Raw genomic sequence first — 23,342 nt, forward strand, 5'->3', positions numbered from 1 at the left:
GCGACGGATCGTACGGCGATGGATCGTATGGAGTCGGGTCGTATGGCGATGGATCGTACGGCGACGGGTCGTACGGAAACGGATCGCACGGAAACGGATCATTCCGCGACGGGGCGCTTGGCGGTGACTTCGACGGCATATCCATGCCGAGGCAGCGGGACGACGAACCGTCCATAGCCGGGCCGGAGCCCGACTGGCAGACCCGCCACGACGCCGGCCCGTCATCCTGGGACGACGAACCGTCCTCCTGGCAGGAGGACGACCAGCCGGAGCACACCCACGACCCCCACGAGGTCACGGTCCAGCTCGACAATGTGGGTCCGCACCTGGAGGAGTGGCTGGTCCAGCAGGCCAAGGGGGCGCCGAGGGGCAAGAGCGCCTCGGAGGGCGCGGACGGCCCGGTGTTCGTCGACGAGACGGGCCGCCGCAGCCGTAGATTCCGCCGGATAGGCATGGCCGTCGGCGTCGCCTGCGCGGTCTACGCCGTGGTCATCCTCGCCACGCTCCTGTCGGGCAACTCCAGCGCACCCTGGCTCCCGGTGCAGGGCCAGAAGGACGAGAAGCCGGCCCAGAAGGTCGACTCCCCGCCGCTGCCCGCCGACTCGGCGAAGCCGTCCGGTTCGACGAGTCCCTCGCCCGGGCAGAGCCCGTCGGACAACCCCACCGCGACGTTGTCGCCGGGGGCCGGCACCGCCCCCAACCCCTCGGCCAGCGCCTCGAAGTCGGGCAAGCCCACCGACCCCAAGCCGTCGGCCACCAGCACCAAGCCGGCCCCCGACAATCCGCCGGCGTCACCGGATCCCAGCGACGATCCGCCCGCGTCACCGGATCCCGACCCGGACCCGACCGAGACCGGCGGCGCCACCGACGACCCCACGGATCCCCCGGTCGCCGGTTCCGACAACGTCGCCGACAGCCCCCTCACGCCCGAGCCGACCTTCATCACGCTGAGCCCCACCGTCTCCTCGTCCCCGGAGAGCATCCTCTGATGGCATCCCGTTCCAGCCGTCACCGTTCGGCCTCCGGTACCTCCCGTCACCGTTCGGCCTCCGCGCCGTCACGCCGACGGCTTCCCATGCGCTATCTGCTGCCCTCGCTCATCCTCGTCGCGCTGATGGCGATGCTGATGCTGCGGGGCTTCGTCCACAGCGAGATCCTGGCCGACCACCGCGTCCAGCCGGAGGCCGCCGCCGACCGCGTACCGGAGAAGATTCTGGAGGGCGGCCCGGTCATCGACACGCGTGGCGACAGCCCCACCAGCCTGGAGATGCCGAAGCAGCGTCTCGTCCTCACCTTCGACGACGGCCCGGACCCCAAGTGGACCCCCAAGGTCCTCGACGTGCTCAAGCAGCACAACGCGCACGCCGTCTTCTTCGTCACGGGCACCATGGCCTCGCGCTACCCGGACCTCGTCGAGCGCATGGTCCAGGACGGCCATGAGGTCGGCCTGCACACCTTCAACCACCCCGACCTCTCCCTGCAGTCCCAGCGCCGCATCGACTGGGAGCTCTCCCAGAACCAGCTGGCACTCGCGGGCGCCGCGGGTATCCGTACGTCGCTCTTCCGGCCGCCGTACTCCTCCTTCGCCGACGCCATGGACAACAAGTCCTGGCCGGTGACCGAGTACATCGGCAGCCGCGGCTACATCACCATCGTCAACAACACCGACAGCGAGGACTGGCGCAAGCCCGGCGTCGACGAGATCATCCGGCGTGCCACGCCCAAGGGCAGCGAGGGCGCGATCGTCCTGATGCACGACTCCGGCGGCGACCGTCACCAGACGGTCGAGGCGCTGGACAGCCTGCTGCCCCAGATGAAGAAGCGGGGCTACGAGTTCGACAACCTCACCGAAGCCCTCGGCTCCCCCAGCGCGCACACCCAGGTCACCGGGCTCGACCTGTGGAAGGGCAAGGCGTGGGTGTACGCGGTCCAGGCCTCCGAGAACACGACCAGTGTCCTCGTCGTGGGCCTCGCGGTCATCGGTGTCCTGGTCTTCGCCCGCTTCGGCCTGATGCTCCTGCTCTCCGGCGTCCACGCCCGCCGCGTACGCCGCCGCGACTTCCGCTGGGGCCCGAGGCCGGTCACCGAACCGGTGTCGGTGCTGGTCCCGGCGTACAACGAGGCGAAGTGCATCGAGAACACGGTGCGCTCGCTGATGGCCAGCCGGCATCCCATCGAGGTCATCGTCATCGACGACGGTTCGAGCGACGGCACGGCCCGCATCGTGGAGGGCCTGCGGCTGCCGAACGTACGCGTCGTGCGCCAGCTCAACGCGGGTAAGCCCGCGGCCCTCAACAGGGGCGTGGCGAACGCCCGTTACGACCTCATCGTGATGATGGACGGCGACACGGTCTTCGAACCGGGGACGGTGGGCGAACTCGTCCAGCCCTTCGCCGACCCGAGCGTCGGCGCGGTGGCAGGCAACGCGAAGGTCGGCAACAAGGACTCCCTCATCGGGGCGTGGCAGCACATCGAGTACGTGATGGGCTTCAACCTCGACCGCCGCATGTACGACATCCTGCGCTGCATGCCGACGATCCCGGGCGCCGTCGGTGCCTTCCGCCGCTCCGCCCTGGAACGCGTCGGCGGCATGAGCGACGACACGCTCGCCGAGGACACGGACATCACGATGGCGATGCACCGGGACGGCTGGCGGGTCGTGTACGCGGAGAACGCCCGCGCCTGGACCGAGGCCCCCGAGTCGGTCCAGCAACTCTGGTCCCAGCGCTACCGCTGGTCGTACGGCACGATGCAGGCGATCTGGAAGCACCGGCGGGCACTGATCGAAAAGGGCCCTTCGGGCCGCTTCGGCCGCGTGGGCCTGCCGCTGGTGTCCCTGTTCATGGTGGTCGCCCCGCTCCTGGCCCCCCTGATCGACGTGTTCCTCCTCTACGGGCTCTTCTTCGGCCCCACGGAGAAGACGATCGGCGCATGGCTGGGCGTCCTGGCGATCCAGGCGGTGTGCGCGGCGTACGCCTTCCGCCTGGACCGCGAACGCATGACCCACCTGATCTCCCTCCCCCTGCAACAACTCCTCTACCGCCAGCTCATGTACGTCGTCCTCCTCCAGTCCTGGATCACGGCCCTCACCGGCGGACGCCTGCGCTGGCAGAAGCTGCGGCGCACGGGCGTGGTGGGCTCGGCGCCGGGCTCCGTGCCCGGCGGGGCATCCGGGTCCGTACCCGGCTCGGTGCCGGTGCAGCGGTCGGCGAGTGGCAACGACCGGAGGCCGGTGGGATGACGCACGGATACAGAGACGGATACACGGACGGGCACGCGTCCGGGCCGGGCGGAGCGCCGGATCCGTCCGCCAACCCGTACTGGAACGCGTACGAGGAGACGTACGGGACGCCGCCCGCGACGCAGGGCATGCCCGGCGCACAGGGCATGCCCGGCGCACAGGGCATGCCCGCCACGGCCGCTTTTCCGCAGCAGCAACAACAACAGCAGCCGCAGTGGGCGGACGAGACCCGCCCTCTGCCGCAGGCGTCGGCGCCGACCCCGGCATGGGCGCAGGCGGCGGCACCCCCTGGGCACGCCGCCGGGATCCCGGACTCGGTCCTGGACCCGGCCCTGAACCCGGCCCTGGACACAGCCCTCACCCCCTCCTCCACCCCCGCCCCGGCCGTTCCCAAGAAGCCCAAGAAGCCCGGAGGAGGCGGCGGCCGTGACCGCTATCTCGACCTCCTGCGCTCCCTGGCCCTGGTCCGTGTGGTCGTCTACCACCTCTTCGGCTGGGCCTGGCTGACGGTCCTCTTCCCGTCCATGGGCGTGATGTTCGCACTCGCGGGCTCGCTGATGGCGCGCTCGCTGAACCGCCCGGCATGGGGCGTGATCCGCGGCCGTATCCGCCGGCTCCTGCCTCCACTCTGGGCGTTCAGCGTGGTGGTGCTCGCGATGATGTTCGTGGGCGGCTGGAATCCGTCCAAGGACGACGACGGTCTGGGCTGGCTGGGCCTGATCAACTACATCATCCCGATCGGCGCCCCGCCCTACCCCTGGCAGATCGGCTCCAAGTCCGGCCTCCTGGAGGACACCTGGGCGGTCCAGGCGGCGGGCCCGCTCTGGTACCTGCGCGCGTACCTGTGGTTCGTGATCGCGTCCCCGCTGCTGCTGTGGGCGTTCCGCAGGGTCCCGTGGGCGACGCTCCTCGCACCTCTGGCGCTGACGGCGGTCGTGGGTACGGGCTTGGTGAAGATCCCCGGGGAAACGGGCAACGCGGTAACGGACTTCGCGGTCTACGGCAGCTGCTGGATCCTGGGCATGGCCCACCACGAGGGTCTGCTGCGCCAGATCCCTCGCTACGTGGTGGTCTCCTGCGCGGCACTCGTGATGGCCTTCGGCCTGTGGTGGGCCTCGGGCCACCTCGGCCCCGACGGCTGGGACCTGAACGACATCCCCCTGGCTCAGGCCACTTGGTCCTTCGGGTTTGTCGCCATCCTCCTCCAGTACTCCCCGTCCTGGCAGGAACTCCCCGGCCGTCTCGCCCGCTGGGACAAGCTGGTCACGCTCTCCAACAACCGAGCCGTGACGATCTACCTCTGGCACAACCTCCTCATCATGGCCACGGTCCCCATCCTCGACCGCCTCTACGAACTCCCCTTCATGGACGACCGCCTGACCGGGGCCCTGGACACGACGTACCTGCTCTGGATGTTCGTCCTCGTCTGGCCCCTCATCGCCCTCTCGATCGTCGGAGTGGGCTGGATCGAGGACCTGGCCGCCAAGCGAAGCCCACGGCTGTGGCCGGACGGCTCGAAGAAGCGCGGAAGCAACCGGGCGCGGGCGCGGGGGCGGGGCAGGGCGCGGTAGCTGCGGCGTAGGGGTTGGGTACGGGCACCGCGCAACACAGCGGTGTCATCGCCTCCCTGAGGTCACTCAACTGAGGGTGATGGACTGTCATTTGACGGATCCGTGGATGCTTTGTTGCCGATCTGAAACGGCTCTGGACGTACTTCGGCCTGGTGTCACCACCGCCCCCTCGGTAGCGTTGCTGCGCTCATGTGAACCCTCGCCCCACCGGGAGTCGTCAGTGAACCGCCGCCCCACCCTGCTCGCAGCGATTGCGCTGACCGCCGTAGCGGCCCTGTCGCTGTCCGCTTGCGGTAGCGACGACAGCTCCAAGAAAAAGGACAACGACAAGATCGCGGGCGCCGACACCGGCGACGAGAAGTCGGCTTCGCCGAGCGCGAGCGCGTCGGACTCCGCCAAGCGTCCGACAATCAAACTGCCCTCGGATCTCACCATGAAGTTCGAGGGCGAGAAGACAGGTAACTCTGTCAAGGACGCCGTCCTCGCCGACAGCGCGGAACGGATGCGCGGGGTGAACGCGGCGATCGCTGGGACTGATCCCAAGCAGGAGGCACTTGGCTTCTACAACAGCGGTAAGGCGTTGGAGGCGGCCCTGACGTGGGTCGGCAAGTTCAAGGACGCGAAACTTGGTATCACCGGCTCAATTCGGTACTACAACCGTACGGTGACGCTTGATGGCAGCAAGGTCGCGTCCGTCGTGTTCTGCGCTGATGAGAGTAAGGGCTATGCCAAGAACCTGAAGACGGGCAAGCCTCAAGTCACCACTCCGTCAGACGAGGACTTCATCCTCTACAACACCCGGCTGGAGAAGAACCGTGACGGGGTGTGGCAGACCACGCGCATCGTTTCGACCGCGGGAGCGAAGCAATGCCTGAACAAGTAACACGGAAGGTACTTGGTTGCTTCGTCATGACGATGGCGCTCATGACGCTGGGGACAACGGCTGCCTGGGCCAAGGTAACGCCGCCCGATGGCAGTCGCGAGACTGACACGGATGTGTCGGCGGACCGGGATGGCGAGACACTCTCGGCCACGGCCGGTGCCGTGGTCTTCGACCGCTCCAAGAACGGCTCCGGTGAATCCGCGGGCCCTGTGACGTCGTCGGCGGCCAACTGGACGCCGCCCGCCTGCTATTACGCTCCCAAGTACACACCCGAGCAGTTCCAGAAATACGTGGAGCCGACTTGGGAGGCTGGTTCGACCGGCTACGAATGGGATGCCAAACAGCGCGATCGGTACGTCAATGGCAAGCCGTACAAGGACTTCAACAAGGACAAGACGGGCGAGGGCTACTTCTGGGACTCGTACGTCACGGAAGGCCGTGAGGGCGACCCGGGCGCTCTCGACTGCACCAAGCCGGTTTTCTGGGTGGACAACGGTGATCCGCCACCTGCGGACATCCCCGAGGCGATCACCCCAGAGATGTTGGCTCAACTCGCATACGCCGAGATCCGCGTGCCCACGACGAAGGTCGAACTCGCCCCGGATGGCACCACGAAGGTGAACCTTCCGACGTGGTCGTGGCTGGACACGGCGAAGTTCAAGCCGGTGTCGGTAACGGCGAGCGTCCCGCTGCTGGACATCGAGGCGACGACCACTGCGGAACCGGTCTCTCTGAAGATCGAGCCGGGTACCAAGGATGCGGAGACGTATCCCGCCTCGGGCGAATGCAAGATCAACGCGGACGGTTCGATCGGCGAGCCCTACGCGAAGGGCAAGGCCGGCGAAACCCCGCCGTGCGGTGTGAAGTACCTCCGTTCCTCGGGTGACGCCTCGTACAAGCTCACGGCAACCGTCACGTGGAAGATCCACTGGACGGGCACGGGCGTCAACGCGGAACAGCCGCTGCCGGATGGTGAATTCGGCGCGCAGCAGGACGTGATCGTGCAGGAGATCCAGTCCATCAACCGCTGACTGCTTCCTTGATGCCGGCAGTGCTCCTCGTTCTACGGGGAGCACTGTGTCCGGCGCCCCGACCGCCGCATCGATAGCGTTACCTCGCTCATGTGAACCCTCGCCCCACGGGAGTTGTCAGTGAACCGCCGCCCCGCACTCCTCGCAGCGGTTGCGCTGTCCGCCGCCGTCTTGTCCTTGTCCGCTTGTGGGGGCAAAGAGAGCTCCGACGACGGCAGCAACGACAAGATTGCGGGCGCCGGCACAGGCGGCGAAAAGTCGGCGTCGCCATCGCAGAGTTCGTCCGAGTCGGCAGCGGCCACCCGCCCGAAGATCGAGCTGCCGGCGGACCTCAAGTACACCTTCGAGTGGTCGACAACCGGCGACAAAGACGAGGACGCGATCCTGTCCGACACAGAGCAGTCCATCCAGGCAGTGGACCTGGCCATCGCCAATCAGGCTCCGCTGGACGAGGCGTACCTCTACTACTACGAGGGTGAGGCTGCTGCCCAGACAGAGCAGTTCATCAAGGCGTACGTCAAGGCCAAGGCACGAACAACCGGGGCCTATCGCTACTACAACGCGACCGTCAACGTGAGCGACGCCGATAATGCCTCGCTTGTGTACTGCGAGGACCAAGGCAAAGGGTACGACATGTACCTGAAGACGAAAAAGGTCAACAAGACGGCTGTCACCAAGAACAGCTATGTGCTCTACATCCTCCAGTTGCGCAAAAACGACAAGGGCGTCTGGGCCGTCGAGGAGCTCGACTCGCAGAGGGGGAGTACAAAGTGCCAGCCCTGACCGTCGGTTCGAGAGTCTTGAGGCGTCGCCCTGTTGGTCAATGCTCTGGGGCGCCACAACCGAGCTGGCCGATAAAGCCGTCGATGGAGGCGCGCTGATAAAATATGTACGTGGAGCAGGAGCACATTCGGTCGTGGCTGGCTGGTCGTGAGCACTGGATCCTCGAGAAGGAAGCGTCCGACGGATTCAACAACTTATTGTGTGTTTTCCCTTGGGTAGCAAGTCATGTGCTATGGAGTGAGGTCCCCCATGTGACCTTGGAGCTACCCGGCAACGATGACTGGGATTCATTCCATTCTGAATTCTCTGCCACTCCGGCCGGGCGACATGAATTCGTGTTTGTCATGTACTCTTGGCGTGAACCAGGTATCGTGTGCCGAACCATCGATGCGGTGAAGGGCATCGATTACCTGTACTCCTCCGCTCCGGGCCCCAGGTATTTCTGCGGCGCCGACGCGGTGGACGGTGCTGTGCATCCGAGGTACAGCGATTTCGCAGAATATGATGGCGCCAACGAGATCACGGCGCACGTCCATTGATCCGATGAGCGCTCATGATCTGGGCATCCCTTTCTTGGGGGATCCGGATAGTATTGATTCCATCCCTCAATGCGTACCTCCCGGCTCGATGGAGCGCGCATGCATGCCGCGCCGAGAAATGACGGCCACCCAACCACAGGGTGGGTCTTGCCATTTGACAGAGTTATGGGCGTTTGAGGTTGATGTGGAGTTGTCCTTCAGGTCAATCGCTCTGGTGTTGTCCCAAGCGACACGGATAACGTACCGATTCGCTTGTGATCACTCACACCCCAACGGGAGTTGACCGTGAACCGCTGCCATCACCTCATGCCCATCGCCGTGTTGACCGTGGCCACAGCCATTCTTGTCACTGCTTGTGGTGGTGGCGATGGTGGTTCGTCCGAAGGTAGCGACAAGATTGCGCGTGCTGATACAGGGGACGAGACGTCGGCGTTGCCGAGTGAGAGTGTGACCGATGCAGTTGATCGTCCCGAGGTCAAGCTGCCGTCGGACGTCACGGACGAGTACGAGGACTGGAAGACAGGCGACGACATCAAGGACGCCGTCCTGGCGGACACGGCCAGGCGCATCGACGCGACAAACGGCGCCATCGTGCGTGGCGATACAGGTGCGCCGGGCCTCTCGTTCTACTACCGGGACAAGGCGTTGACTGATGCGGTGGCGTGGGTGCAGGCCTATGTGGATGCCAACCTTTCCTTCACGGGCACGACTCGTTACTACGCCCCTGACGTCACCTTGACCGGTGACAAGGCGGCGTCCGTCGTCTATTGCTCCGACGAGAGCAAGGGTTTCAACAAGGACCGCAAAACAAAGAAGGTCGATAAGACGCCTTCGGATGAAAGCCCCTACGTGCTGTACAACACCCGCCTTGAGAAGAACAAACAGGGTGTTTGGCAGACCACCAACTTGATCTCGAAGCGGGGAGACAAAAAATGCACCGCGTAGGCAGACGGGGGCGCGCGTTGGCCCTGAGCGCGATCGCTGGTGTGTGCGCCTCTGCGCTACCGGGTACTGCTGTGGTGTACGGGCCGGGAGATGGGCGGGGGTCCGATACTACGCGTCCTTCCGGTAACGCCGACGAGGACGGCAATATCTCGGCCGCCGTAGTCTTCAACCGCTCCAAAAATGGCTCCGGTGAATCCGCGGCCCCTGTGACCTCCTCGGCAGCCAACTGGACGCTACCCGATTGCTATTACGCCCCAAGTACACGCCCGAGCACTTCCAGAAGATCCACTGGAAAGGTACGTGCGTCAACGTGGAGCAGTCGCTGCCCGACGGTGAGTTCGGAGCGCAGCAGGACGTGATCGTGCTTGAGATTCAAGCCGTCAACCGCTGACCGGAATGCAGAATGCCGCAACCCGTTGACCTCAATCACTCACTGGAGCAACTTGAAGGCCATCGATGGCCGGATATTCACGAGGACACGACCCCTATGGTCAAGAACGTCCACGAACTGCGCCGCCGAGCCATCGGGACACTGGCTCCAGACGAGTTGGCTCGGTTGATCGGGCAGAACGTCGGCCTGCCCTGGCTGCTCCCTCTGGCCGTGGAGATCCTGCGGGATACCGCGCCGAACCAGGCAGCAGGCGGCTGGTACGACGATGATCTGCTGTACGCGGTCGCCACCAGGAACCCGGAAGTGTGGGCGGATGCTCCCGAACTCGCCCAGGACCTCAAGGCGGCCGTGGCGGTGCTGACCGACCTTTCGCGTCACATCAAGCGGGAGTTGAGGAATTCCTGGCGTCGTTGCCCGAGGATCGCTGACGGCGCCAGTGTCGACCTCGTGACGGTCGTCACCTGAGATCCACTGATCCGCGGGTGGCTCCCCTCACCCATCGTGCGTCGGCACAGGGCCCGACAAGAAGGAGGAGCCAACTGTGGAGCGGACCATTGAGGAGGTAAGGCGAATCAGGCATGAACGGCTTGCTTCGGACGAACCCGGCATCGCTGTGCAGCGTGGCACCGCCATGGTGGTCTTCTTCAGCATTTGCTTTGCGGTGCCGCTGTCGGTGGCTCTCGTCTGCCTGATCCTTGGTTCGCAGCAATTGCTGAACGTGGCATTGATGGCCGGGCTGGCGGCCGTCGTTGCCGTACGACCTCTGCTGGTGATCATCGTCGATGGCATCCGTGGCAGATCCCTAACGCGTCGGGTACGCAAGACGGTCGGACCCGAACTCCCCGCAGGGGCACATGCTGTGTGCTTCGGTCTCCACTTGCAGAGCCGGTCCGCGGCCTCACCGTGGGACGAGGCACCCCTCAAGGAAGGCGCCATCGCGGTCACTGCCGGCGGGCTCGAACTCCGCAGCTCCTCAGATGCCAGCGTCCTGCCTCTCGCCGAGGTGCTGGGAGTTGTTCTGACGCCCGGCCGAAGGTTCGCGCCGGACCGGCTGGATATCCACCTCCGCTCAGGCGAGGCGATCGAGGTGAGCACGACACAGCCGCGCGCGCTCGGAGCCGACATGTCGGCCGCCGGCATGCGGGTACTGCAGGAGTTTGGCTGAGGCGGGGCCGTAACGGCCGGGCCGGGCGTTCAGGGGTGTGACGGAACTCTGGCCGCGCCCGATCGCTGCAGCCGTTCCACCGCATTCGCCACCCCGGTCCACCTGGGCGGCTTCAAGATGGCCTCCACTGCGCGGCCACCTGGTCTGCCACCGGGAAGACCGTCAGACAGTCCGGGCAATCGGCCTGTCCAAACAGATACGGCAGCCTGCCGGCCAGCGCCGCCTGTCCGTCGGCGAGAGTTCGTTCGTGCAGACGTGCGGCCGGACGATCCAACTCGTCGCGGCTGGCTGGGCGGAGAGGGGCCTTGATGAACATGCTGACGCCGCGCTGAGGGCAGCCGACTTCGTACTCACCGGTGTGCAGACCTTCCAGCCATCGGTCCCAGATCTCGATGCCCTCGAACGACAGCAAGGCCTGCAGCAGGTAAATGTAGTCCTCCGCTTCTCTGGTCTCGCGCAGGCACTGGTCCGCGAACTGGTGCAGGTCCGCGATCGGAGCCGAGAAGACCTCGAACACGTCCTCGCCGCTTGGGGCGCAGCTGGTGATCGCTCCGGCCGCCAACAGCACCCACCGACGGTCCGCTGTGTCACAACTCGACGCGAGCTCGGCCAACCGGGGCAGAGCGGCGAAACTCGCCGTGAAGGCGGTGTCCAACTGCGGACAAAGATGGTCCATCAGTTCCGACCAGCAGCCGCTCGGATCAGCCTCGAACCGGTCGAGCACTGCCGGAACATGCTCTGCGGACCCACATGCATCGCTGAGTGTTGACCAATCCGTCATATGCCGATCCAAGCAGGCCACGACCTGACGTATGGAGCCGTATCCATGAAGCAGCGTGACGACACGGTCGGCGCCACACGACGAGACCTCCTGTGGTGGGCAGTACCTGCGGTTCCCGGGTGTTGGCCCGCACAAGCTGACGGCAACTGACACGCGGAAGATCCGCTGGGAAGGTGCAGGCATCAACGAGGAGCAGCCGCTGTTCCTTGAAGATTCGGGGTTGTAGCAGGACGTGATCTTGCAAGAGATGTAGGCCGTCAACCGCGATCCCGTATCGGATTCAGTCAGTGGCCAGCCGCCCCCGGAAGGCGGTTGGCTGGGCCTGATGAAAAGCGGATAGCGTGGTTCGCCTCTCGGGAACGGCAGACGAGCGGGGAGTGGTGACGGGGCGTGGCGGAGCGGTTGGCGGTCGACGGTGACGAACTCGGGCGTTTCATGAAGATGTTGAACAAGTCGACAGATTCACTCAAGGGCGTCCGTAAGGCGTTATCGGACGCGACCATCACAGGGCTTGGTACGGACGATCTCGACTCCGCATGCGAGGAGTTCCAGGAGGACTGGAAATACGGCTCGGAGGAGATCGGCAAGCAGACCGAGGAACTTGCAAAGATCATCGGCAAGAGCCGGGACAGCTACCGCGAGGTTGACAAGGCGCTTGAAGAGGCACTGGAGAAGGCCGGCAAGGGCGGGGGCAAGAAGTGACGTACACCCCTGGTATCGAATCGCAGCCCGGCGCGCCCCTCGACCCTCAGTACGTGGCCGACCGTGGCAAGCCTCAAGGACTCAAGTCCGCCCCGCACATCCCGAACCCCGACTATCCCCACTTGGGTTTCAATCCCGTGCCGGGCAGCACCGAGACCGTAAGTGGACTGCACAAGAAGCTCGCAAGCTGTGCGCAGGTCCTCGAAGACACGCGTGACCTGGTCACCAAGCTGATGGACGGCAGTTACTGGAAGGGCGATGCGGCCGTCGCGTTCCGGGAGCAGATCGACGGTGGCCCGCTGCCGTTGAACCTGAAGAACGCCGCGCGCTCCCTTCGCAAGGCGGCCAAGCAGCTGAAGCTCTGGGAGGGCGAACTCGATGACTTCCAGCGCCGGGCCAAGCGCTTGGACGACGAGGCGAAGGAGGCGCGCGATGCGGTGGATACCGCCAAGGGCCGGGCGACCACAGCGGGCGACGACCCGGATCTGGACAAGAAGAAGGGCGCCGGGCACGACGACGCGCAAAAGGCACTGACCCGCGCGAACACGGCCGTGGAGGAGGCGGAAGCCGACCTCGAGAAGATCCTGGGCAGGGCTCGGAAGCTCGCCGAGGAGCATGAGAAGCAGGCGCAGCACCGGGCGGCCAAGATCCGCGAAGCGACGAAGAAGCTGGCGCCGCATGAGCCGGGGTGGCTGGAGGATCTCGGGGAGTGGATTGCCGACAACCTTCCGGACATCCTGAGCTTCGCGGCCGGTGTCATCGGCCTGGTGGCGTTGTTTGTCGTCACAGGCGGAACGGCGGCGGCTGTGCTGCTGCTGGCAGCAGCAGCACTGAGCGCTGGAGCGTTCACCCTGCGGCTGTCGGACTCCGAAGTCCTGGCATCGTTGAAGGATGGCTTCACCAAGGGAGAATTTGACTCAGACTTCTGGGGTAACGTCGTCAGCCTCGGGGGAGACCTTCTAGGCGCCTTGCCAGGAGTGGGCGCGGTTGGAATGGCGGTCCGGGGGACCTCGGCCGCCGCCCGTGCGAGTGGTGAGGCGCTCTCGCTGGGGCAGAAGCTGGCCACCTTCGGCACCAAGACAATGGGCGAAGCCCGTGCGATTTCCAATCTCGAGAACCCGGCTCTGGATCTCGTTGTGCGCGGAGCAAGAGATCCCGCGAAGGTGGGAAGGATCGTAGAGATCTCCTCGGCCTCGCTAGGTGTCGCTACCGCGGGGTACGGCCTGGTTTCCAGCGCCGTGGACGCGTTCGACAATGACGGAGTTAAGGACGGCTCTACAGGAATCGACGGGGCTCGATCCATCCTCGATGGTGGAGGTCTCCTTGACCTTGCCCGCTATGTCTCCTGATCACTGCAAAGAGAGCGATCTCATGAACCCGACAGATTACTCCACGGCATGGTCTCATCCGCCCACTCGCCGTGCCTGGATGAAGTACGTGACAATTAGCGTGGCTACCTTTCTCGGCTGGCTCGCAATTTGTTTTGGATTGCTGGCAGCCCTCGTGAGCCTCTCGTTCCCAGGGTTTACCGTTCTCCTTGTCCCGTTCATTATCTATAGCTTCTATCGGGCGTTCATTCAGGTCTTCTCATTTCCGTCGGCGCTGCGTATGAGGCGCATCTTGCGGGTGTATCCGTGGAGCGTGGTCGGAGGCGCCCCGTTCGGGTTGACCAAACATCCTGAGGTTCTTGGTAGGCAGTACGGATGGTTTGAATTCCCCAACCCGGCTCGCTCTGAAGAGCGCCTGCCGGTGGTCTTCCCCAACCACCTGCAGGTGGGCTGGTGGCACCGGCGCATGGCGCCCCGTGCCACTCCCGAACTGAAGGCGCAGATCGACACAGTGTGGTTTGCGGGCGACCCCCGCTTCATCGGTCTCGTTGCTGCCCCCAGGGCAGATGGTGCGATGCCGCGCCGAATGCACGTTCTTCATCAGCAGATGGGAGCTGAGGGAGGCCGACGTTCGCTCGCCGACTGGGGTGCAACCGCTGAAGACATTGAACGAGGCCGACGTGTGGGCATCCGCCCTGCCCGGCCGTGACCTGCGCCTGGGAAATGTGCTCATGCCGACTCCTTTCATCCTCGATGATTCCGTCAAGGACCCCCACGCCAGCATCTGGTTTGCCGTACCTGCTGGCTTCACCGAGTTGCCGATCGAGGCTCTTCTCGCCTCTCCGGAGTCGTCCGAGGCCGACGAATTGCGCGTCGCGCTTGCACCTCTGATCGAAGCCATCCCGGACGGCGTCGCCCGCCAGCAGTTCATCACGCAACTGGCGCAGGGCCAGCAGCTTCTTCTGGCCCTGCGCGAGGTGGGGACCAGTCACTGCTCTCTCGGCCTGCACCGTGACGATACCGAGGGTGGCGAAGGACGGACCTTGCTCTCCCTTTTCACCGTCTCGTGGCGAGAGATCAAAATATCTCCGCCTGCTATGAGCGCTGCTCGTGCGGTGGCGACAGCAGAGCAGCACGCTCACATCGAGTATGCCGAATTGCCCTGTGGGCCAGTGTCGATCAGTGAGACCATTCGTATCCCCACTGTCGAATCCGGGCTTCCGCAAGATCCTCTTCTCCAGGTGTACGCCCATCTTCCCCATCCGGACGGCAAACGCATGGCAATTCTCACCCTGGGCACAACTGCGGTGGCACGCCGAGAGCAGTACCGTTCGCTCCTCCGGCAGATCGCGGAGTTGGTGAGCTTCGACAACCCCCTCGCCCAGGCCGAGGACGAAGGACGCCGACCGTGACCCCACGCCTCTGCCCTGGGCCTCGCAGTCGGCGATCAAGCACCCGCCCACGGGCCGCGTCATCCGGCGACGGCTCCTACGCCAGTGGTTGCTCGTCTTGGTGGTATCGCCCGCGCTTATCCTGATCCCGCTCGGGGGCCGCTTCCGGTAACACAAGCTTCATCCCTGTGCTCGGATTCGTCATGTGCGCCCTCGCCCGTCCTTCTGCCGCTGAACATCTGGTTCGCGATCACTGCCCTCCGTATGAATCGAGTGCTCAGCACGCACTCGTGGCGTCTCGTGGAGTGCGGGGTCATTCCCCTCACCAAGCACGAAGGGCGGCTCAGGGAGGTCGAGGACCAGGCGGACGGCGGGGAGGTACGGGGGCCTGCCGTCTTTCAGATCAATGACCTGGTACTGACGGCGGCGCCGTACCGTCGAAGCGTGAGTACACGGCTCCCCCAATTGTGGTGCGCCGGACGTCCACGCCAAGATGCCGTGGCCTCTGAGCCGACAGACGCGCGCCCGTTCAAGCTCGTGCTCTATAAATGGCCTGTACCAGGGAGAGAAACGGCCGTTGGCTGAGGGCATCGTCGGCGATTGGCAACTTTGGGCCGCGCCGGAGTGTGGTGCCGTTGTTCGCTTCGGAGCGCCGGCCATCGGCAAGTGGCCCAAAGTCTCCAATCGCTCAGGTTTGGTCCACGGCCGGGAGTAGCTTTATGCCGCGTATCAGGGTGCGGAGGCAGTCGGGGGTTGTTGCCAGGGCGACGTCCGGTTCGTCGCTCTCTCGGAGGTAGATGGCTCCGGCGGGGTCGCCGGCGACATAGACGCAATTGGCGGCTTCGGCGCTGTACGTCGACTTCTGCCAGGTGAGTTCGTGCATGCGGGGGCTCCTCAGAGGTCGCGGGCGATGCGCTGAATGAGGTCTCGGGACTTCGCTTCGGGGAGGGCTCTGGACTCCATGCGGTCGATTACGGAGCGGTAGCGGTCCAATTGGGCCTCCGCGTCGAGGAATTCGCAGCCGTGGTCGGTGTCCAGCACGATGGTGTCGAGCTGTGGGACCGGTCCAGCGGCCCAGGTGATGGGCTGGCCCGACGCTGGGAAACCCGACTCCCCGAACGGGATCACCTGGATGGTGATGGTGGGTTGCTCGCCCATCTCCAGCAGATGGTCGAGTTGGGCCCGCGCGACGTCCGGACCGCCGAAGCCCATGCGTAGCGCCGCCTCGTGCACGACGGCCATGTACGGGGTCGGAGTTCCCTCGAAGAGGACTGCCTGACGCTTCACTCGGTACGAGACGCGGTGCTCGATCTCGTACGGACGCAGTGGCGGGACGGCCTCGCGCATGGTGGCGCGGGCGTGCTCCGTCGTCTGGAGCAGGCCGGGCATGTGGATGGAGACGGCCACGCGGAGTGCATGGGCGTGGTGCTCCAGCTCGGCCAGGTCCAGCAGGGCGGAGGGAAGCGTGTCTCGGTACTCCTCCCACCAGCCTCGCTTGCGGCCACCCGTCATCGCGGCGAGAGCGTCGACGTATGCCTCGTCGGAGCAGCTGTAGTTGCGGGTCAGGGTGCGTACGCGGTCGGCACTGACTGCGTACCGGCCGGCCTCGATATTGCTGATGCGTGCCTGAGGGCCGCCGAGGAGCGCGGCGGCCGCGGTCGAGCTGAGCCCTGCACGCTCGCGGAGCTTCCGTAGCTCGACGCCGAGCCGCTGCTGGCGCAGGGTCGCGGTCGGGCTGGGCGGCATGGTTCGTCGCTTCTTTCCGTGATCCGAGCGGAGTGTCACCCACATGAGTGGAGAATGGTAGGTATTCCATCTTCCGATGGAAGAACTTACACCCTTGTCGCTACGTTGAGTGCGCAAGCCGCCCAACGTCCTTGCCGGTAAGCCGGAAGCGCACCAAGTCAGGCACTGCCACCGCGCGGTCCGCCGTTGGGTGATTCAAGTCCCTTCCCTCCAGGAGACGTTCGTGACCACCGTATCCCCGCCCGAGTCCACTCGGTCCGAGTTCTGGTCCTATGTCCTTCGCCTGCCCCATGACCCCTGCGCCCCGCGCGTCGCCCGTATGACGGTGCGGGCCGCGCTCACCGGGCACGGTATGGACGAACTCCTCGACATCACAGAACTGTTGACGTCCGAGCTTGCGACCAACGCCTACCTGCACGCGAAAGGACCTGCTTCTCTGCGGCTGCGTGGGCTCGGGAGAGGAGGGTTGAGGGTGTTCGTCTGGGACACCAACCCATACGTCCCGCCGCCTTTCGACAAGCCGCCGGGTGTCTCCGTGTCGCAGCCCGCACAGGCGGACGCCGTCGGAGGGCGTGGTCTGCTCCTCGTGCAGGAGTACGCGAGTTCGTGGGGAGGCTGGCCGCTTGGGGATGACCGCCTCGGGCGGGGCGCAGGGAAGCTGCTCTGGTTCGAGGTGGGAGGGTATGGGGCGATGCGGCGCGTGGCAGCTTGATGGCTGGCGGCTGGGCGACTGCGCGGGGCGCAGTCACGATGTGCTCGAATCCGTCCACCACCGTTTCGGCCAGCGTGAGCCGGCCGTTCTGCAGATGCTGTATCGCGAACTCGTTCGGATCGTGCGCGAGGTGGGGCGCGGCACCGCGGGCGAAGTGGCAGACGGGAAGGCCGATCTCGGCATCGCCACACTCGGCGGCTCTGTGCCGCTTCCACCGGGTCTGGTCGCGAGAGGACTTCACATGCGCGGCCGCTCGACCAATGCTGGGTCAAAGGGTGGGCCCCTCGGTTCCCCGGTGGTCCGCGTGCGTGAAAGGGTGGGGAAGTTGCTGACGTGAATGCGGGGAGTGGCGGGCAGGCATGAGCAAGCGCCAGGTGCAGAAGATGTTCCAGCTCATGGCGAGTGGAGAGGCCGTTGAGCTCACCAGTGCCATGGCGTCCGTGAAGAAGCTCGCCCGGCTTGCCTTCATTGCCCAGCAGTTCGGGTACGAGTATGCGGATGTGCGGCAGGGGGGCGGGCAGAACTCCTCGCTGAAGATGCTCATCGTTCCCGATCCGAGCCCGGTCGCGCGGCAGCGCGCCGCGCAGAACTGGGCCCAGTTCCCGCAGGCTGCCAGTGGCGGGCCGCTGCCGCCCTTCGTGCCCGACGCCTTGGAACTGCTCAAGGCCAGGATCAACTTCGACCTGACCGGGAAGAACGCCGAGAAGCGGATGCGGTACGCGGCCCTCGGCTTCACCGTCGCGTGCCTGGTTCTGGCGTTGCGGACCGGTGGGGACGGTATCGCCTTCGCCGTTTCTGGGATCTTCTGGCTGCTTCTCCTGGGGTTCCTCGGCATCATGGTCGCCGTCACCCGGAAGCGGAACGCCAAGTTCGCGGCTCGGCTGCAGGCCGCCGGGTTCGCGCCTGTTACGGATGAGACGGGCAGGGTTCGGTATCTGCCGGCGGGCGCGCAGCTTCCTGGGCAGGGGAATCCGTTCGCCGGGCAGCAGGGTGGTCAGTCAGGGCAGCAGTACGGTCAGCCGGGCCAGCAGTACGGGAACCAGCAGTACGGACAGGAGCATTACGGCCCTCAGTACGGCAATCCTTACGGTGGCCCGCAGGGCGGTGCGCCCGCCCCCGGCTCGTACGCACCCCAGCAGCAGGCCCCCGGGCCGTACGGTGGTCAGCCAGGTCCCGGGCCCTACACCCAGCCCCAGTACCAGCCCCAGCAGTACGCCCAGCCCCAGCCGTACCCCCAGCCCAACAATCCCTACGGTGAGCCCCAACCGCCTCAGCGCTGAACCGAGGGCCCGGAATCGAAGCCACTGGCCCCGACTCAAGCGTCCGGCCCTCATATAAGAGCCCGGCCCCATATAAGCGCCCAACCCCCATATAGAAGGGCGGGGCGCTTCTTTCTAATCCCGTTGCGAACGCTGTACGCCAGCCGTACGCTGTTCGCCACCGGCGCGCGCAGCCTACGGTGTGACCTGCGTCGCGATGTTCGTCCTGCGTCCAGAAGAGGGTCAGTCGGCACCGGCCCGCGCTCCCTCTGCCCCGCCAGCTGAACCCAGCCCCACGCGAACCCAGCCCCCACACGAACGCAGCCCCACACGATCACACGATTCACGTACGCTCGCTACTCACGGCGAGCAGTGCGACCGTCAGACCTCACCGGCGCCCCCGCCCGTTCGTGAGAGCAACGTTCCCCGACGGTCACTCGCAGCCACAGACCCGAAACGCGCCATCCCTACCTTCGGGACTCATAACCCCGTACGCATCTGAGCACCGGAGAACCGTGGAGGCGTCATGACAGCCCCTAGCACATCCCCCGCCTCGAGTAGGGGGGGCCGCTGGATCGAGCACTGGGATCCGGAGGACGCGACCTTCTGGCAGGAGACCGGCGAGAAGGTCGCCCGGCGGAACCTCTGGTTCTCCGTGCTCTCCGAGCACATCGGGTTCTCGATCTGGACCCTTTGGTCGGTGATGGTCCTCTTCATGGGCCCCGAGTACGGGCTCACCCCCGCCGACAAGTTCTTCCTCGTCGCCATCGCGACCCTGGTCGGCGCGATCGTGCGCGTGCCATACACCTTCGCCGTCGCCCGCTTCGGCGGACGTAACTGGACGATCATCTCGGCGAGCGCGCTACTTGTCCCGACCATCGCCGCGTACATGGTCATGGAGCCGGGCACCTCGTACTCCACGTTCATGATCTGCGCGGTGCTCGCCGGTGTCGGCGGTGGCAACTTCGCCTCCTCCATGACCAACATCAACACCTTCTTCCCGCTGCGGAAGAAGGGCTGGGCGCTCGGTCTCAACGCGGGCGGCGGCAACATCGGTGTACCGGTGGTCCAGCTGGTCGGGCTCGCGGTCATCGGGGCGAGCGGCGGGCCGCGACTGCTGCTGGGCATCTACATCCCGTTCATCCTCATCTCGGCCGTCTGCGCCGCCGTCTTCATGAACAACATCTCGTCGGTGAAGAACGACACCGGCGCGGCCGTCGAGGCGGTGAAGGACGGGCACACCTGGATCATGTCCTTCCTCTACATCGGCACCTTCGGGTCCTTCATCGGCTACAGCTTCGCGTTCGGCCTCGTGCTGCAGACGCAGTTCGGCCGTACGCCTCTGCAGGCGGCCTCGATCACCTTCATCGGCCCGCTGCTGGGCTCGCTGATCCGGCCCGTGGGCGGCTGGCTCGCCGACCGCTTCGGCGGCGCGAAGATCACCCTCTGGAACTTCGCCGCCATGATGGTGGCCACCGGCGCGATCGTCGCGGCCTCCATGGAGAAGTCGCTGCCGCTGTTCAGCGTGGCCTTCATCGCGCTGTTCGTGCTCACCGGGCTCGGCAACGGTTCCACGTACAAGATGATCCCGGGCATCTTCCAGACCAAGGCCGTCGCCATGGGCCTCACGGGTGAGGAAGCAGCCTCGTACGGGCGCCGGCTGTCCGGTGCCTCCATGGGCCTCATCGGGGCCGTGGGCGCACTCGGCGGGCTCGGCATCAACCTCGCCTTCCGTCAGTCCTTCCTCTCCGCGGGCACCGGGACCGGCGCCTTCGTCGCCTTCCTCGCCTTCTACGCGGTCTGCTTCGCGGTCACCTGGGCCGTATACCTTCGCCGCCCGGCGGGTACTCGGGCGCAGGCCACGGCCACCACGGAGGCGAAGCCGCAGCTCAGCTACGCGGAGGTGTGACGTAACACCACCGACATCAAGCGGAACCGAGCCTGTCATGAGCTGTTGACAGGCTCGGTCGACCGCTGGTGTAGGACGAATCGAACGCGGGACGAGAGCTGATGTACGACGAACTGCAGCCCACAGACCGACACGACCACGGCCCGCTCGCGGGGTTCACCGTAGGCGTGACGGCGGCCCGCCGTGCCGAAGAACTCGGAGCCCTGCTTCAGCGGCGCGGAGCCGCGGTCATCCACGCACCTGCCCTGCGCATCGTTCCTCTCTCCGACGACAGTGAACTGCTCGCGGCGACCAAGGGGCTGCTCGACGTGGCCCCGGACGTCGTGGTCGCCACCACTGCCATCGGGTTCCGGGGATGGATCGAGGCGGCCGACGGGTGGGGTCTCGGCGAGGCCCTGCTCGACCGGCTGCGCGGTGTCGAGCTGCTCGCCCGCGGCCCCAAGGTCAAAGGGGCCGTCCGGGCCGCGGGACTCACCGAGGACTGGTCCCCGTCGTCCGAGTCCATGGCCGAGGTACTCGACCGGCTGCTGGAGGAGGGCGTCGACGGACGCCGGGTCGCGCTGCAGCTGCACGGCGAGCCGCTGCCCGGCTTCGTCGAGGCGCTGCGGGCCGGGGGAGCGGAGGTCGTCGGCGTTCCCGTCTACCGGTGGATGCCGCCGGAGGACATCGCGCCCGTCGACCGGCTCCTCGACGCCACCGTCAGCCGCGGCCTGGACGCGCTGACCTTCACCAGCGCACCGGCCGCCGCCTCGCTGCTGGGCCGGGCCGAGGACCGCGGGCTGCTGCCCGAGTTGCTCGACGCCCTCAACCACGACGTGCTGGCCGCGTGCGTCGGACCGGTCACCGCGCTGCCCCTGCAGGCCCGGGGCGTCGAGACGGTCCAGCCGGAACGCTTCCGGCTCGGCCCCCTCGTACAGCTGCTGTGTCAGGAGCTTCCGTCCAGGGCGCGGACCTTGCCGATCGCGGGGCACCGGGTGGAGATCCGTGGCCACGCGGTGATGGTGGACGACGCGCTGCGGCCTGTGCCGCCCGCCGGGATGTCCCTGCTGCGGGCGCTGTCGCGGCGCCCGGGCTGGGTCGTGGCCCGCGCCGACCTGCTGCGCGCCCTGCCCGGCGCCGGCCGGGACGAACACGCGGTGGAGACGGCGATGGCCCGCCTGCGCACGGCACTTGGGGTGCCCAAGCTGATCCAGACGGTCGTCAAGCGCGGCTACCGTCTCGCCCTCGACCCGGCCGCCGACTCGAAGTACGCGGACGCCTGACGGGCTCACTGCTGTCCGCTTGGCGGGCTCACTGCTGTGCCGCTGGACGGGCTCCCGGCTGCCGCCTGACGGACGTACGGCACGGACCTACGCAAGGGCAGGCGGTACGAGCAGGCGGTACTGGGGGTTCCGGCCGCGCCTGCGGGGAGGCACTGTAGGGGGTACGGACCCTTCGCCGACCCCTCATGGCGGTAACCCCAAGGCGGTGACAGGCACATGGCACTGGGCGCAGCCACGGCCACGGCCTCGTACGAGCTGCGGTTCGACTCCGGGCGGATCTGCCTGGACCTGCTGGCGACGACACATCCCGAGGAACGGCTCGACGCGGTCGAGCCCCTGCGGGCCTGGATCATCGGAGCCGGGCTGGTTCCACCGGATACGCCGCCGACGGCGGCCGACGCCTCCTGGCTCGTAGGCTTTCGCGAACTGCGCGGCCACATCGGGCAGTTGGTGCGCGGGCAGTGCTCGCGGGACTCCCGGCACTTCGGTGTCGCGCTGGCCCGCGTCAACGAACTGGCCCGCGCCGCACCGCCCGCCCCGCGCGCCGTCTGGGGCGACGACGGCTCCCTCGTGCGCGCCCTCGAGGGCCCTCCCGCGTGCGCGGCCCTCCTCGCCGTCGTCGCCCGCGATGCCGTGGAGCTCCTGACCGATCCCGTCGCCCGCGCGAGCATCCGTCAGTGCGAGGGCGACAACTGCCCCATCGTGTACCTCGATACGTCCCGCGGCCGCAGGCGCAGGTGGTGCTCGAGTGAGGTCTGCGGAAACCGGGAAAGGGTGGCCCGGCACCGCCGCCGTGCGGCCCTCGCCCGCGCCTAGGTCAGACTCCGGCCTCACAGGCATGCCCTGAATGTCTCGCACATCCCTTTTGTGTGCTTCCGTCCCCAAGTGATGTTGGTTACATCTAGTTTCCTTCGGTCGTCGCGCGGGCAGCGATCCGTTTTTGCCAGCGTGGCGTGAATGTGAAGCCCTTGTGGCAGGAATGTGCGGCCTTGTCCGGCTGCTCCAGCCCGCCCGAAGAAACAGTGGCCTCTGCTTGAACACAACTCCGCACGCGTCCGTACCTGGTGGAGAGCGACCGACTCGGGGGAACCCCCGGACACCGGAGGTAGGCGTGCGCAAGGATTCCGCCGTGGCCGATGAACGACCTCCGAGGGCCCGACATCGCATGTCCCAGCCCTCGGAACCCGACGAGGAGCTGATGCGTGCGCTGTACAGGGAACACGCGGGGCCCCTGCTCGCCTATGTGCTGCGGCTGGTCGCGGGAGACCGCCAGCGTGCCGAAGACGTCGTGCAGGAGACGCTCATCCGTGCCTGGAAGAACGCCGGTCAGCTCAACCGAGCTACCGGTTCGGTACGACCCTGGCTGGTGACGGTCGCCCGACGCATCGTCATCGACGGCCACCGCAGCCGGCAGGCCCGGCCTCAGGAGGTGGACCCGTCGCCGCTGGAGGTCATCCCCGCGGAGGACGAGATCGACAAGGCGTTGTGGCTGATGACACTGTCGGACGCGCTGGACGACCTGACCCCGGCTCACCGTGAGGTCCTGGTCGAGACGTACTTCAAGGGACGTACCGTCAACGAGGCGGCTGAGACGCTGGGCATACCCAGCGGCACCGTGCGCTCACGGGTGTTCTATGCCCTCCGTTCGATGAAGCTGGCACTGGAAGAGCGTGGGGTGACGGCATGAACACATACGGGGGATA

General features: G+C 66.2%; 24 protein-coding genes and 1 pseudogene. 22 read left to right on the top strand and 3 right to left on the bottom strand.

Going from position 1 to position 23,342, the window contains the following annotated elements:
• Positions 1 to 143: 143 nt before the first annotated feature.
• The 11 genes from FGD71_RS21380 to FGD71_RS21425 all read left to right on the top strand — a co-directional run bounded on the left by FGD71_RS21380 (position 144) and on the right by FGD71_RS21425 (position 10,549).
• Entirely contained in the window at positions 144 to 989 is an 846-nt protein-coding gene (locus tag FGD71_RS21380; RefSeq protein ID WP_119102100.1) for a hypothetical protein, read from the top strand.
• Positions 989 to 3,241 (top strand): bifunctional polysaccharide deacetylase/glycosyltransferase family 2 protein, encoded by a 2,253-nt coding sequence (locus tag FGD71_RS21385; protein ID WP_119102101.1) that lies wholly within the window; start codon positions 989 to 991, stop codon positions 3,239 to 3,241. The genes FGD71_RS21380 and FGD71_RS21385 overlap by 1 nt, the downstream gene beginning before the upstream one ends.
• Entirely contained in the window at positions 3,238 to 4,812 is a 1,575-nt protein-coding gene (locus FGD71_RS21390; RefSeq protein ID WP_420878332.1) for an acyltransferase family protein, read from the top strand. The genes FGD71_RS21385 and FGD71_RS21390 overlap by 4 nt, the downstream gene beginning before the upstream one ends.
• A gap of 220 nt (positions 4,813 to 5,032) precedes the next feature.
• On the top strand, positions 5,033 to 5,695 hold the full coding sequence (locus FGD71_RS21395; protein WP_119102102.1) for a hypothetical protein: 663 nt from the start codon (positions 5,033 to 5,035) through the stop codon (positions 5,693 to 5,695).
• Complete coding sequence (locus FGD71_RS21400; protein WP_420878333.1) at positions 5,680 to 6,726, top strand: hypothetical protein; 1,047 nt, start codon at positions 5,680 to 5,682, stop codon at positions 6,724 to 6,726. The genes FGD71_RS21395 and FGD71_RS21400 overlap by 16 nt, the downstream gene beginning before the upstream one ends.
• Positions 6,727 to 6,846: 120 nt before the next feature.
• A complete protein-coding gene (locus FGD71_RS21405; RefSeq protein ID WP_119102103.1) occupies positions 6,847 to 7,509 on the top strand; it encodes a hypothetical protein in 663 nt (220 codons plus the stop codon).
• 110 nt (positions 7,510 to 7,619) lie between these two features.
• Positions 7,620 to 8,048 carry a hypothetical protein gene (locus FGD71_RS21410; protein WP_140935924.1) on the top strand — a complete coding sequence of 143 codons (429 nt, stop codon included), beginning with the start codon at positions 7,620 to 7,622 and terminating at the stop codon, positions 8,046 to 8,048.
• A 306-nt stretch (positions 8,049 to 8,354) separates the two neighbouring features.
• A complete protein-coding gene (locus FGD71_RS21415; RefSeq protein WP_119102104.1) occupies positions 8,355 to 8,993 on the top strand; it encodes a hypothetical protein in 639 nt (212 codons plus the stop codon).
• Positions 8,994 to 9,234: 241 nt separating this feature from the next.
• Positions 9,235 to 9,384, top strand: a complete 150-nt coding sequence (locus tag FGD71_RS47460; RefSeq protein WP_162931187.1) for a hypothetical protein — start codon at positions 9,235 to 9,237, stop codon at positions 9,382 to 9,384.
• Positions 9,385 to 9,396: 12 nt separating this feature from the next.
• Positions 9,397 to 9,849 carry a contact-dependent growth inhibition system immunity protein gene (locus FGD71_RS21420; RefSeq protein WP_162931188.1) on the top strand — a complete coding sequence of 151 codons (453 nt, stop codon included), beginning with the start codon at positions 9,397 to 9,399 and terminating at the stop codon, positions 9,847 to 9,849.
• Between the two features lie 76 nt (positions 9,850 to 9,925).
• Positions 9,926 to 10,549: a hypothetical protein gene (locus FGD71_RS21425; RefSeq protein WP_119102106.1), complete on the top strand. Its 624-nt coding sequence runs from the start codon at positions 9,926 to 9,928 to the stop codon at positions 10,547 to 10,549.
• 112 nt (positions 10,550 to 10,661) lie between these two features.
• On the opposite strand, the gene FGD71_RS21430 is transcribed toward FGD71_RS21425, so the two are convergent.
• Positions 10,662 to 11,273 carry a hypothetical protein gene (locus FGD71_RS21430; protein WP_119102107.1) on the bottom strand — a complete coding sequence of 204 codons (612 nt, stop codon included), beginning with the start codon at positions 11,271 to 11,273 and terminating at the stop codon, positions 10,662 to 10,664.
• Positions 11,274 to 11,720: 447 nt separating this feature from the next.
• On the opposite strand from FGD71_RS21430, the gene FGD71_RS21435 reads away from it, so the two are divergent.
• The 4 genes from FGD71_RS21435 (at position 11,721) to FGD71_RS21450 (ending at position 14,772) form a co-directional block, all read left to right on the top strand.
• Complete coding sequence (locus tag FGD71_RS21435) at positions 11,721 to 12,032, top strand: hypothetical protein (protein ID WP_119102108.1); 312 nt, start codon at positions 11,721 to 11,723, stop codon at positions 12,030 to 12,032.
• A 53-nt stretch (positions 12,033 to 12,085) separates the two neighbouring features.
• A complete protein-coding gene (locus tag FGD71_RS21440; protein ID WP_240436699.1) occupies positions 12,086 to 13,381 on the top strand; it encodes a hypothetical protein in 1,296 nt (431 codons plus the stop codon).
• A 79-nt stretch (positions 13,382 to 13,460) separates the two neighbouring features.
• On the top strand, positions 13,461 to 14,069 hold the full coding sequence (locus FGD71_RS21445; RefSeq protein WP_140935925.1) for a hypothetical protein: 609 nt from the start codon (positions 13,461 to 13,463) through the stop codon (positions 14,067 to 14,069).
• Positions 14,026 to 14,772, top strand: coding sequence for a hypothetical protein (locus tag FGD71_RS21450; RefSeq protein WP_140935926.1), 747 nt, complete (start codon positions 14,026 to 14,028; stop codon positions 14,770 to 14,772). Before FGD71_RS21445 ends, FGD71_RS21450 begins: the two co-directional genes overlap by 44 nt.
• A gap of 667 nt (positions 14,773 to 15,439) precedes the next feature.
• On the opposite strand, the gene FGD71_RS21455 is transcribed toward FGD71_RS21450, so the two are convergent.
• Both FGD71_RS21455 and FGD71_RS21460 read right to left on the bottom strand, forming a co-directional pair.
• Positions 15,440 to 15,634, bottom strand: coding sequence for a DUF397 domain-containing protein (locus FGD71_RS21455; protein ID WP_119102111.1), 195 nt, complete (start codon positions 15,632 to 15,634; stop codon positions 15,440 to 15,442).
• Positions 15,635 to 15,645: 11 nt separating this feature from the next.
• Entirely contained in the window at positions 15,646 to 16,497 is an 852-nt protein-coding gene (locus FGD71_RS21460) for a helix-turn-helix domain-containing protein (protein ID WP_119102170.1), read from the bottom strand.
• A 223-nt stretch (positions 16,498 to 16,720) separates the two neighbouring features.
• On the opposite strand from FGD71_RS21460, the gene FGD71_RS21465 reads away from it, so the two are divergent.
• From FGD71_RS21465 to FGD71_RS21495, 7 genes and pseudogenes are all read left to right on the top strand, one after another.
• On the top strand, positions 16,721 to 17,209 hold the full coding sequence (locus FGD71_RS21465) for an ATP-binding protein (protein ID WP_119102112.1): 489 nt from the start codon (positions 16,721 to 16,723) through the stop codon (positions 17,207 to 17,209).
• Between the two features lie 112 nt (positions 17,210 to 17,321).
• Positions 17,322 to 17,435 (top strand): annotated as a pseudogene (locus tag FGD71_RS21470) (LysR family transcriptional regulator); the annotation flags it as partial.
• Positions 17,436 to 17,568: 133 nt separating this feature from the next.
• Positions 17,569 to 18,489, top strand: a complete 921-nt coding sequence (locus FGD71_RS21475; RefSeq protein ID WP_119102113.1) for a hypothetical protein — start codon at positions 17,569 to 17,571, stop codon at positions 18,487 to 18,489.
• A 505-nt stretch (positions 18,490 to 18,994) separates the two neighbouring features.
• Entirely contained in the window at positions 18,995 to 20,377 is a 1,383-nt protein-coding gene (locus FGD71_RS21480; protein WP_119102114.1) for a nitrate/nitrite transporter, read from the top strand.
• Between the two features lie 101 nt (positions 20,378 to 20,478).
• On the top strand, positions 20,479 to 21,639 hold the full coding sequence (locus FGD71_RS21485; protein WP_119102115.1) for a uroporphyrinogen-III synthase: 1,161 nt from the start codon (positions 20,479 to 20,481) through the stop codon (positions 21,637 to 21,639).
• A 216-nt stretch (positions 21,640 to 21,855) separates the two neighbouring features.
• Positions 21,856 to 22,455 carry a CGNR zinc finger domain-containing protein gene (locus tag FGD71_RS21490; protein WP_119102116.1) on the top strand — a complete coding sequence of 200 codons (600 nt, stop codon included), beginning with the start codon at positions 21,856 to 21,858 and terminating at the stop codon, positions 22,453 to 22,455.
• 349 nt (positions 22,456 to 22,804) lie between these two features.
• Positions 22,805 to 23,326, top strand: coding sequence for a sigma-70 family RNA polymerase sigma factor (locus FGD71_RS21495; RefSeq protein ID WP_010039908.1), 522 nt, complete (start codon positions 22,805 to 22,807; stop codon positions 23,324 to 23,326).
• Positions 23,327 to 23,342 lie beyond the last annotated feature (16 nt).

This window comes from Streptomyces sporangiiformans, from assembly GCF_005768555.2.
Taxonomy (GTDB): Bacteria; Actinomycetota; Actinomycetes; order Streptomycetales; family Streptomycetaceae; genus Streptomyces; species Streptomyces sporangiiformans.